9 protein-coding genes are annotated in these 12,030 nt (G+C 36.7%); all 9 read right to left on the reverse strand.

Features of this window, described 5'->3' with window-relative positions; translation table 11 throughout:
• Window positions 1-3: 3 nt before the first annotated feature.
• Entirely contained in the window at window positions 4-561 is a 558-nt protein-coding gene (locus D8S85_RS03125; protein ID WP_106624825.1) for a hypothetical protein, read from the reverse strand.
• Between the two features lie 10 nt (window positions 562-571).
• Entirely contained in the window at window positions 572-1,195 is a 624-nt protein-coding gene (locus D8S85_RS03130) for a hypothetical protein (RefSeq protein WP_106624826.1), read from the reverse strand.
• A 17-nt stretch (window positions 1,196-1,212) separates the two neighbouring features.
• Window positions 1,213-2,697, reverse strand: coding sequence for a RagB/SusD family nutrient uptake outer membrane protein (locus D8S85_RS03135; protein WP_240648813.1), 1,485 nt, complete (start codon window positions 2,695-2,697; stop codon window positions 1,213-1,215).
• A gap of 75 nt (window positions 2,698-2,772) precedes the next feature.
• Window positions 2,773-6,105: a SusC/RagA family TonB-linked outer membrane protein gene (locus D8S85_RS03140; protein ID WP_240648814.1), complete on the reverse strand. Its 3,333-nt coding sequence runs from the start codon at window positions 6,103-6,105 to the stop codon at window positions 2,773-2,775.
• Window positions 6,106-6,343: 238 nt separating this feature from the next.
• Window positions 6,344-7,507, reverse strand: a complete 1,164-nt coding sequence (locus tag D8S85_RS03145) for a FecR family protein (RefSeq protein ID WP_106624828.1) — start codon at window positions 7,505-7,507, stop codon at window positions 6,344-6,346.
• 67 nt (window positions 7,508-7,574) lie between these two features.
• Entirely contained in the window at window positions 7,575-8,144 is a 570-nt protein-coding gene (locus D8S85_RS03150; RefSeq protein ID WP_106624829.1) for an RNA polymerase sigma-70 factor, read from the reverse strand.
• A gap of 216 nt (window positions 8,145-8,360) precedes the next feature.
• Window positions 8,361-9,599, reverse strand: a complete 1,239-nt coding sequence (locus tag D8S85_RS03155) for a thioredoxin family protein (protein WP_127074782.1) — start codon at window positions 9,597-9,599, stop codon at window positions 8,361-8,363.
• Window positions 9,600-9,623: 24 nt separating this feature from the next.
• The gene (locus D8S85_RS03160; protein WP_106624832.1) at window positions 9,624-10,478 is read right to left on the reverse strand and encodes a hypothetical protein; all 855 of its coding nucleotides are present in this window, start codon (window positions 10,476-10,478) and stop codon (window positions 9,624-9,626) included.
• A 17-nt stretch (window positions 10,479-10,495) separates the two neighbouring features.
• A complete protein-coding gene (locus D8S85_RS03165; protein WP_106624833.1) occupies window positions 10,496-12,019 on the reverse strand; it encodes a RagB/SusD family nutrient uptake outer membrane protein in 1,524 nt (507 codons plus the stop codon).
• Between the last annotated feature and the right edge of the window lie 11 nt (window positions 12,020-12,030).

Raw genomic sequence — 12,030 nt, forward strand, 5'->3', positions numbered from 1 at the left:
TCTTTACTTTACAATAATGGTAAAAATATCTCTCAATTCTCGCTCGTAGCCTGGCCCTTTAAAGTGAAGCGAAATTTTATAATGCCCTTCTGGAATATCATGACGACAAGGAACGGTCAACATACCATTACTTCTCACGGTTAAGTGCTGCAACATTTTATCAGCATTTCCATCATCGGAAATCACATCCGTTATCGTCACGATAATCGGATTCGTGCCTTCCACCCCTTGTATGGCAGTACTTACCCAAGGAATATCCAATCTATCACGATCATAGTCAGGTCCCTTCACCAATATTGTTTCATAAATATTTTGAGAATACAAAAACTCCCGCCATTGTTCTTTCGTGTAGTACTTATACGCCCAATCATTCCACTCTCCATCATAATATTGCGTCCAAATAGGATTAGGAGCCTCCACGGAGGCCGTGTCTAAATTCATCTTCACAACCATGCTATCCGGCAAATAGCCAGCATCTTCTATAAAAAGATACCCTTCCGGTATGTCATGACAGGATAACAACACGCATACTGTCATAATACAATATATTATTCCTTTCATTTTTTTATTTTTATAAAGTCCATCCTAATTTATAGTTATAATTCAATGCATGCACAACTCCGTTCAAAGGTTGTATATCCGGAGAAGACAATGGTATCTGCCAGTCATTTCTCAATGACCACAAACTCATGGACACCGGCCCGGCATCGGGTACTCCGGAATAATCTGATTTTTCAAGGTAGAAACGGACTTTATTTCCACCTAACATAGTTATGTCCGTACAACCATCTTGTAGAGGATCGTTCACATTATAATCCAAATTGCGATATTGAATATCTTTTTTCAATATCTTTCCTTTCGCCACGTGTTGTAACACCATCATCCGACACAAGCTAGCACTTATTTGCTGTACACTGTCATATTGTCTATCATACAAATAACGTTCCACAGACATGCTCGGAATTCCTAGAAAAGTTATTTCAGGCAGAGAATCTACTCTTCCTTCAAACAAATCAGTTAATCCCGCTTGCTCGATTAATTGCACGGTATATTTCCATTCATAATCATTCCCGCGTAAATAATCCATAATAGAGCAATCGTGATAAGGGCTACATATTCCAGTGTCTATCACCGTTTGTTTGGTACATGCAAAAGCCAAATAAATTATACTAAGAATAAATATTAATTTTTTCATACCTTTTCTTTCTAATGTTATTGTTCATATTTTTGCCAATAGGTGTTTTGACGCAATCTTGGATTATAAACAAAGGCAAAAGTATTAATCGCCCAAAACAAACAACCATCAACATAGTCTTGATCTGACGCTAAGCGGAATCCTCTTCCTAGCATGCTTCGTACATAGTTATTTCGAACAATATCGAGATAGCGATAACCTTCAAATATCAATTCTTTTTCTCTTTCTTTAAATATCGTCATACGTAAATCTCCCCCATGTTCCGAAGCATTATAAAGAGGGGCATTTGCTCGTTTTCGAATTTCGTTTAAATCAGCAATCGCTAACTCCGTTTTATTTAGGCGAGCTCGACATTCTGCTCGTAACAAATAAATGTCTGCTAAACGCCACCAGATTCTATTCTGATCTATATGTAAAAATTTTCCAATTTGAGAACCGCTAGTCACCAATGCAACTTTACGCCATTTGTACGGATAAGCAAAACCTCCCGTCACGGATACTGAATCCGGGTGAGACATCTCATCAAAAGCATAAAAATAAGCATCTCTTCGTAAATCTCCGCTCTCATACATTCTTTTCACGGTTTCTGCATAAATTCGAACAGTTGCCGTTTGTACATCTTTTTTACCAATATCCATCATCGGCCAAGTTTGAAATAACGTTGCATTATCCTGCAACGGATTCCAACCGGTCATATCAAATTCATCCCAAAAGCCGATATATTGGCTTTCGTATAAACTTTCTTTACTTTCTCCTACTAAAACACTCGTACACACCTCTTCCGGAGTTGTCGCTAATTGATAAACACCTTTTGCCTGCCCACTTTCTGAACCGATAATTGCCGTACAAGCTGCTTCAGCCTTTTTCCATAACTCGTTTTCATCATAATTACGCTCGGACGGTTGTGCGAACCATTTACAACCCGCTTTCCATGATGTCAATAGGGCTAATACGGTGTTGGCTGCACCTTTACAGGGAGCCGATTTATAGCGAGCTGCTTCTCCATTTGCCGTTGTAACTTTATCAAAATCAGGCAATAGAGCAGCAGCTTTTTCTGCCAAATCAATAGCATGATCGGCAACTTCCGTCCAATATGATTTCGCTTGACTATCCATCGGAACATTTTCATCAACTAACACACAATCTCCCCAATATTGAATTAATTCCAAGTATGCAAATGCTTTATAAAAGTAGGCTGCCCCTCGATAGTAATTCTTACGGGTATCAGGCATTTGAATCTCATCCACGTAATGCAAAACAACATTTGCTCCTGCAATAATTTCATAATGGTCATTCCATGATTGCTTGGGAGCATACGAGTATTCAAAATTTCGAGCAACGACGGCCTCTGTCGTATCGCACATAATGCCTCGAACAATCATACCCCATTGCCCAACTCCAAGATTTTGTCTAATGTTATACTGTATGCTATTCAACGTGCTCTCCAAATCCAATTCTGATTCCAATCCGTTTTCAAAAGTCACTGAATTTTCCGGATCCATCTCCAACATATCACTACAATTCATTAGTGATAACGATAAACACAATATTAATAGTAGTTTCCGTATCATTGTCATTTAAAATTTCACAGTTACACCTAATGTAAATTTACGAGCCAAAGGGTAATTTCGTCCTCCATCGTAACCTGTACGAATATTTACAGTTTCCGGATCAAGTCCCGAATAATTCGAAAATGTCAACAAATTTTCGCCACTCGCAAAGAAACGTATTTGTCTTAAACCGATTTTAGACATCCAATCACGAGGTAAGCTATATCCTACCGTTAGGGTTTTCAATTTCAACCAATTTACTTTTTCAACATCTCGGTCTACGGCCTCCATCCTTCCCCCAAAGGGATAATCGGCTTGATCTCCCGGTTTTGACCAAAAAGAAACTTTATTCACATCAAACAAGAGTGGAGCTTCATTCATGTTCAACGAGGTAATTTTCACCGCATTGATCATGTGGCGTCCGACTTGATAGGCCATAGATAAATTAACATCAAAATTTTTCCATTTAAATTCGCTAACAATTCCACCGTATAACACGGCTAACGCACTTCCGGCATAAACAAGATCCTCGGAATCAATCACACCGTCACCATTCATATCAATGTATTTATAATCACCGGGTTTCAAATAAAACTGAGGACTTCCCTCGTTCAGATAAGCTTTATACCCATCTGCTCGCCAATAGGCAGGAATATCTTCTTGATAATCAATAAATCCATTCGTTTTTGCCACTTGAATATCATTAATACTACGTCCTATAACACCTATATCATCTCGTCCAGAAGCCGTGGATCGGAGTCTATTCCAATTTCGCGCAGCATTTACACTAATTTTCCAATATAAATCAGGTCGACGAAAAATTTCATATTTTACTAATAATTCCAAGCCCTCATTGGAGAGAGAGGCCGCATTTCTCCACTGCTTAACAAATCCAGATACAGCACCAGCACTGGGCAAAACCACGGCAGCTAACATTCTATTGGTATAACGATAATAGTAATCCACAACTACACCCAACCTGGAATCAAAGAGATCCAGATCTAATCCAAAATCATATTGATCCGTTTGTTCCCAAGAAAGGTCATCATTATACAATCCTTCTTTATAATTGGGCTGTAAAGAAGAAGCTCCCTCGGAAGGATTGCCAACCTCCAAAATACCTTGAGCTAAATAACAATAATCAAAATCCATCCCTGATCGTCCCCAACTAGCACGAAGTTTTCCAAATGACAACCAATGCGCTTGGGAAGTCAAAAAATTCTCTTCCGAAAAAGTCCAAGCTCCTGCCACCGAAGGGAAAAATCCCCATTTATTGTTCTTTCCAAAAGTAGAACTTCCATCACTTCGAAAACTCAAAGAAAACAGGTATTTCTTCAAATAATTATATTCCGCACGAAAAAAGTAAGACAATAACAACTTTTCCTGCATGTCTGACGAGTACTCTTTGAAAGCGAAATAACGCGTATAATTCCCCGATACCTCTGTTCCCAAAGAAGGCAAAGAAGCGGGTGCATAATAAATCTTGTCGCTGGGGGAATTTTGGGCATATCCCATGTTATTCTCCAACTGATCGTATTGACAAGAAAAACCTGCCAACAAGTTCACGTTGTGTGTTTCATTAAAACTTTTTTTATAGGTCAAGGTATTCTCATTCAATGCCATCAAGTTGATTCCCGTTTCACCTGTACTTTTTGAATATCCTTTGGAACTCAATGTTGAGGGTTCAAAGTAGTTTCGACGATTTATCATATAGTCAGCCGCACCTGAAGTACTGAATGACAAACCGTTCATAATATCGTACGTTAATCGAAAATTAGCACGCAAGCGTACAGAGCGATTTTTATCTTTCGTCCCATTCAATTTTTCCAACACATCATTCCAAACAGCACTTCCTTTTCCTGGATTTAAAGAACTCATTTCAAATGGATTTCCGGGTACCACTTCTATCTGATTATTGCTGTGATCTCCCCTTCTTCGATTAGCAAGAGATGCATTAAATTGCATGTCAACACTCAATTTTTTCACGGGTCTTACAGTCATCGAAGAGTTCAAATCTACACGTGAATAGCCGGTTCCACGCAACACACCACTTTCATCATAATACCCTAATCCAATACTATAATTCATCCGTTCAGAACCTGCATACGTCTGAATATTAGCATTTGTCACTCGTCCCGTGTGGTAATATACGGGAAAGAAATTTGTAGCATTATTATAAAAATCATTCAAACTATCTTGCAAAATGCCTCCACCATTAAAACGATTACCGGCAGGGTTCGGAATCCAGTTGGCATCATATTTACTATCATTCATGTGGTTGTATGCATCTTTGTTTGAGGTCGGGTATATGTAAGACATCGTATTTTCATCCCGATAAGCACGCATACTTCCCCATCGCTGCTGATACAAACGCAATATTCGTTCTTCACGTCCAATCGTTACAGTTGGTAATTCTGGAAGTACCGACCACGTTTGAGAAAAATTAGCAGAAAAGGTGGCATCTTGTCCTTTTTTTCCTTTCTTCGTGGTTACAATAATCACACCATTAGCAGCTCGCGAACCATAAATTGAAGCGGCAGAAGCATCTTTCAAAACTTGAACCGATTCAATCATATCCGGATTCAAATCTGCCAATGTATTCGTTCCTGTCACCGGAGATGTAAACGAATTCATCGGTACACCATCCACAACCCACAACGGATTCGAGAATCTTCGATAAAGATCCTGATCTAGTGAATTATAACCTCGAATTACAATGGAGGTACCACCCGCTCCTGGAGCTCCTGACATGTTAGTTACATCTAACCCAGCTACTCGCCCTTGCAATAAATTTGCCACACTTGGAGATGGTATTCCTTCCAATTCTTTTGCTTTTACCACAGAAATAGAACCCGTTGCTTCTCGTTTGGTCGTTGAACCATATGCCACGACAACAGTTTCATCCAATGCCTGTATATCTTCTTCCATCACGATATGCAGAGAAGTACTATTGGTTTCCGTGAAATTAATCTTTTGAGGTTTAAAACCTACAAAAGAAAATTCGAGCACACCCTCTTTCACCGGCAATGTCAATTTAAACATTCCTTGGGAATCGGTTGCTGTCCCAATATTCATTTTTTCCAACTTCACAGTTACTCCCGGCAGCGGTTGTTTTTTGTTATCTACAACCACACCCTTGACAACATATCCAACTACTTGGGGAACATTTTTTCTAATTATAACGGTACTATCTTCTAGTACGAAATTAAAACCTTTTGTTCCTACCACCTCTTGAAGTACCTCCTTTAAAGTCGCATCTTTTTTCAAAATTGTTATGGGCTCAACTGCAGCCAATGCTTTGTCGTTATAGAAAAAAGAGCATCCTGTTTGCCGTTTTACTTCTTTGACAAATTCTGCCATAGAAGCATTTTTAAGATTTAATGTAATTTTCTTTGTTTGTACCTGTCCCACGGCAGAAGTTATCCATCCGCAGAAGAAAAAAACAGTCAAGGTACAAAGCCATTTAATTTTTTTTAGCTTACCCTCAAATAATAAAGGGTGTAATTGTCCATTTTTTTTCATAGATTTGTAATTCTAATTAATTGAATATTTAAGAATTGGGATTCGAGGTGTGCCACCACCTCCATCCCTTTTTTATTTACGGATTGGAAACTATGATATTCTTACCTTGTATCAAGAATTTCACGTCATCTGTTAGTCCGATCATTTTCAATAATTTATCAATTTGATCGTATCTTTTTATCTCCCCCGAAAAAGAAACCTCTTTTAATGATTCATCTTGCCAACAGATGTTCATATCATACATACGGGCTAATGTGTTGAGAATATATTCTAACGAACTGCTTTTGAAAATAAATTTACCTTCCCGCCAACTACAATAAAGGTCTGTGTCAACGATTCGTTTTTCCATTTTCCCATTCATTTTATCCACAATCACTTGTTCTCCAGGGGATAGTAATAAGTTTTGAGCTGTCACACTCGATTGTACACTAATATTACCTGAAACCAAGGTTACTTGATCCTCTTTTTCATCTGGATACGCTTTCACGTCAAACGATGTTCCCAACACAACCACCTCATTGTTAGGCATAACTACTTTAAAAGGCATAACGGAGTCTTTAGCTACTTCCAAAAAAGCCTCTCCTTTAATAAAAATTTTTCTTTCGTTACCCACAAATTTCACCGGAAAACGGACTTCGGTATCTGCATTTACCCATATTTTTGTTCCATCGCTCAACGTGAGAAAAAATTCTTCTCCACGAGGAACCCGAAGCTGATGGTAAATCTCCTCGTTTCTCTCTGAACCTTGCAACATATAATTCATTGCATTTTTTTCAACCCTCGCAACTGTAATGTTGTTATCGGTAATTTCACTTACACCAGGTTCATCCAACATAATCTTTTTTCCCGAAGCCAGTTCCAGCACTAGTCGTTCTGTTTGTTTCGAAGAATCCGCTTTTACAATCCTCATTTGCAATGATTCATCATTTACGCGTGAAAAATAAAATATGCTTAAAGCTACCGAAAACAAGACTATCGCCACTGCCGCTATCGATTTCCAATGCAAAATTTTTCTGTTCCTATTTTGTACTCCTTCTATCTTTCTATACGCTTTCTTCTCATCAATATCTTCTAATGAAAAAGCAGGATGGATGGCATCATACAAATTTTTACATTTAAAGAAATGCCGCAAATGGTTTTCATCTTCCATGAGCCATTGATCTAATCGTTCAAGTTCTTCCAGAGTCACTTCTGAAGCAAGAAAACGAGTAATTAATTCATCTATATTACAATTTTCCATATTTCTTTACAGTTTCTACTATAAAGACGAATCAAGAAAGAAAAACCGCAAGAATTTTAGAAAAAAATCAGGAAAGTAAAAAAAGTACGACTAGTATAAAGTATTCTTTCAATTGTTGCTTTAATATTTTCAAAGACTCCGCAATTCTTAATTCTACGGTTCGAAGGGGAATATTGAGCTCTTTCGCAATTTGTGCTTGTTTTATGCCTTGCATGCGATTCATTTCAAAACACTTGCGCTGTTCGGAGGTAAGATAAATAAGAGCCTCTTGTAAACGAACATTCAATTCCGAATACAATATGTATTCTTCCGTTTCCAATGTAACATCAGTTTGAAATAAAGATTTTAATCCGAAATATTTATTCTTAACATTTTGATGGCGCAATTCATCAAGGCAACTATTCTGTACAGATTTTAGCAAAAATGCTTTCAAAGAAGAGATTTTAGATGCATCTTTACGCCCGGTCCAAAGTTTAATAAATACCTCTTGAACAATGTCCTCACTTTCTGTTATATTTTTCACATAACTACCGGCAAACAAAACAAGATCTTTATAATAATAGTGAAAAAGTTCCGCAAAAGCCCGACTACTTCCTTGGCTCAATTTCAACAACAAATTTTGTTCGTTTATCTCCATGTTATCTTACAATCAAAATATTCTCGGCATCCAAAAATAATGAGAATATGGTATAATTCCTATTTTAGGAAGAAAAATGATAGCATTCTTTCCTTTTAAACATTTCACTCGTATCTAACGCAATAAAATAATGGCCGATAAAATATCGACCATTATTTATATTAAATTTAAATTACCTTTATCTTTTTCAGATGCGGGAAACATCCCTTCATTCTGTCATTTCTTTATAATACTATGCACCTCCTCACTCCTAACTTTTTCAAGTTGCTCATAATCAAGCATTGCTTTTTCTGCATTCTTTTTTTGTCCCAATTTTTCATAAACGAATGCTATTACATCATAATAATTATAATTCAATAGTTTTGCAGTACTTTTATTTTGTTCTTCCTGTAATTCGATTAATAAATTCAGGATTTGGTTCAATTTATTCTTATTCTTCGTTTGTGTAGCAATATAACGATAACTATTTACAACAAAACGACTTTCATTTTTCAAAAGATTTAAACGATTTCCAAAATCCAATAACTTTGACATCATATCAACATCATTATCTAAACGAGAATTAATGATCTCCAATTCGCATAGCAATGTAGGAAAGCCTTTAACAATATTCGTTTGTAACATCCCTCTAAATCTCTCTATTTTAGCACGAAGGACATCCAAGGAATCAATATCATTTACACAAATGGTCTTTTTAGTCAGTTCTTTCATAACTTGCACCATTCCGCTTTTAAGCTGTCGTTCCAATTTATAACGATCTACATTCAATTGGAACTGAAATTTTTCAATTTGATTTAAAATAAATTCGTAAGCATCCGTTTCCGGGTCTGTTATATACGCGCCAACAAGTTTCCAAATTGCAGGATCCAGTAATTTTTCAACAGGTATTGTTTCTACATAATCCGTAACAATCTTTTTTATCGGACCTCGTAAAAAAGCCCCATTCAACGCGTCAACATAATCGCGAACGGTTTCGAAATCTCGTTCTCCACGTTCATACTTTTCTCGCAAGACAAAAAGTGTTTTTCCTTCTAACCCACCTTTCATTCCTGCAATTAATTCATCAGCTACATGAAATCCAGCCATTTGGTGTATCACTTCTCCATCCGAATTAATCAACAACATCGAAGGATAACCGATAATATATTTTTCATATTTTTTCTGCAACATTTTGCCATCCCCCTTCTCCATATCATATTTCACATTTACAAAATGAGCATTAAAAAAATCACCGACTTTTTTTTGTGAAAAAATTTCTTTAGCCAAAACTTTACATGGTCCACACCAGACTGTATAACAGTCCATAAAAATCATTTTATTTTGCTCTTTTGCTTGCTTCAAAACCTCTTGCCAAGGTTGATTATCCATAAAATGAATTCCATCTTGTTCTTCTTGTCCAAATAAAACATTTGAACTTATAATAAATAATGCTGCAAGAATTATTCTACTTATCATTTTTTTACATATTAATTGATACAATTATTTTTCAGGTAATACGACATGAAAGTTTGTCAAGAGATATTCTTTCACCAAATCAACTTTTCTCTTTACATTTTCATTTTTAGCATAATATGCTTCTTTTTCTTCCTGACTTTTAAACATTATAAAAGCTACATAATCTCCAAAATCCTGTGCAAAAGTTGTTACATGCAGTCTAGTTCCAGAAGAATTATATTTACCTTTCCTTCCAAATTTCAAAATGGCATATTTCCCCACGATATCTGTTGAAGAAGCAAGATAAGCGTTTTTTGAGACTGTTCCAGAAGGTAACGTGACACTCGGATTATACCCGTCATTACTTATTTGAGCAAATTCCGTAGGTTCCGGCCAACTATCAAGCATTCGTTCTACAAAAAGTGATAACCAAGCATCTCGTAACTCTTTTTTATCCAAATCAACAAATCGTTCTCCAACTCGTCCTAAAATAAGCTTGCTTTTCAATAAATGGCCATTCCATTCATTGTATGATCCCCATAAAGAATCTGTCAAATATACATTATATGATATATACTTCCGCAATTCCGTAGGAAGTATTCCCAACACCTCCGTATCTAAAAAATCAAGTACATCAATAATACAATTCTCTTTAGGATATTTATACTTAGGCAAGGTTATCAACGTTGACCAATCATATCGAAGATCCAAATCATCAAACTTGTATATGAAATAACTTCCATATTTCTCGTACATCTCTTTGACTTTTGCATTTACCGGGGTATCATCCGACAAAACAATTTGAGATGGCACGTTAACATCTGTAGAGGCGTCTTCATCAACACAAGCAATCATCAGGTATCCCCACAAAACAACGAATAAACATATTATATTTTTCATATTTCATTCATTTTATATTAATTTATTCCATTTCTTTTAGGGCGAGGATTATTTAAGTCCGGATTATACTCTCGTTCCGATTTTGGAAAATTTATGATATATGCCATATCCTTTTCTGTCAATTGATATACTTCGCCCCCTTGCCATACATGGGTTAATTCGGGTTGTCCGGTTCTTCGTAAATCCCACCAACGATGGTGTTCTTCAAAACATAACTCCCGTCTTCTCTCTTCCCAGACAAAATGCAGTAACGCATCATCACTTAGAAAATCTGCAGTTTCTAAGTTCGTATAGTGCGTTATACGATTTTCCCGTAATTTATTCAAATAATACAATGCCCGATCTTTATTGGGATTTTCTTTTCGCACATACGCTTCGGCTAAAGAAATATACACTTCGCCGGTTCGGAATGCACTTTGATAATCATCTCCGGCAATATTATCAGGGTCAAATTTCATGGGAACATACGCCGGATAATAATTCGATGGAGCCGGAATAAACCAATAAGCGACACGTTTATCTTCTTCTAACGTTCCCTCTGAACTTCCCTCTTGATGTTTATAGGCAGACATGATAGAATTAGAAGCAACAGAAGAAATACTTATCGTATTTGCACTCAAGATTATGTTTACATTAAACAATTCATAAAACGATACAGCCCCTCCATTATCATACAACCAAATAATTTCAGGATTATTGGCCGGATAAATAAATTTATCAATAAAAGGAGAAGCCGATGGTGCAGACGGTCCATTAATCTGAGGTTTACCGGTAAGATTATAAAGCGCATCATTAAGTGCTAAAACTTTTTCACCACAATCGATCACTTTATCAAAATCTTCCATGAATAACCCGATTCTCATTCCCAAAATTAACGCGGCCCCATAATTAATCTCATAAATACTCGTAATATCTTTCCCTTTCAAACATTCAATTGCTTGATCACAATCCATCACGATACGATTCCAAACCTCTTCTATTGTATTTCGTTGGAATTTATTCGCCGTCGGGGTCGGTTCTAAAACCAACGGGACACATAGATCTGATGCCGTGGCTTCATTATAGGCTTGAGCATAAAAATTGGCCAATAAGAAATAGGCAAAAGCCCGAGTAAAATAAGCTTGACCTGCTAAAATTTCCCTCTCCTCCGAACTCCCTTCCATTTTATTCAACGCGCTAATGCAAGTGTTTGCCACCAATACCTGCTTATAAAGGTATTTATAGCATTCATCTGTCATATGATCATTTTCAACCTCTTCCTGCCAACAATAAGCATCTCCATAAGATGAAAAATTAGCATTTGTTATCATGTCAACACCATCTCTTCCAAAAAACTCCACATCATCTGTCATGTACAGCACGAATGCACTTTTAGAAAGTAATGACTTAAAATATCCTTCGCCTTGTAAAAGTTCTTTATAATGCTCGACCGTTACAGGAACTATCAAATCTTGAGACGTCGTTTCTAAAAAACCTTCACAACCGGTCAACAGCATGATTCCAACGACACTCTCAACTATATATTTCACGATTTTTTTCATTATATATCATT

The sequence above is a fragment of the Butyricimonas faecalis genome, from assembly GCF_003991565.1.
Taxonomy (GTDB): domain Bacteria; phylum Bacteroidota; class Bacteroidia; order Bacteroidales; family Marinifilaceae; genus Butyricimonas; species Butyricimonas faecalis.

Excerpts from the sequence above, each read along its gene's own strand:
- D8S85_RS03130 (WP_106624826.1), bottom strand. The coding sequence starts at position 1,195 with ATGAAAAAATTAATATTTATTCTTAGTATAATTTATTTGGCTTTTGCA.
- D8S85_RS03135 (WP_240648813.1), bottom strand. The coding sequence starts at position 2,697 with ATGGATCCGGAAAATTCAGTGACTTTTGAAAACGGATTGGAATCAGAA.
- D8S85_RS03125 (WP_106624825.1), bottom strand. The coding sequence starts at position 561 with ATGAAAGGAATAATATATTGTATTATGACAGTATGCGTGTTGTTATCC.
- D8S85_RS03140 (WP_240648814.1), bottom strand. The coding sequence starts at position 6,105 with ATGGCAGAATTTGTCAAAGAAGTAAAACGGCAAACAGGATGCTCTTTT.
- D8S85_RS03145 (WP_106624828.1), bottom strand. The coding sequence starts at position 7,507 with ATGGAAAATTGTAATATAGATGAATTAATTACTCGTTTTCTTGCTTCA.
- D8S85_RS03165 (WP_106624833.1), bottom strand. The coding sequence starts at position 12,019 with ATGAAAAAAATCGTGAAATATATAGTTGAGAGTGTCGTTGGAATCATG.
- D8S85_RS03155 (WP_127074782.1), bottom strand. The coding sequence starts at position 9,599 with ATGATAAGTAGAATAATTCTTGCAGCATTATTTATTATAAGTTCAAAT.
- D8S85_RS03150 (WP_106624829.1), bottom strand. The coding sequence starts at position 8,144 with ATGGAGATAAACGAACAAAATTTGTTGTTGAAATTGAGCCAAGGAAGT.
- D8S85_RS03160 (WP_106624832.1), bottom strand. The coding sequence starts at position 10,478 with ATGAAAAATATAATATGTTTATTCGTTGTTTTGTGGGGATACCTGATG.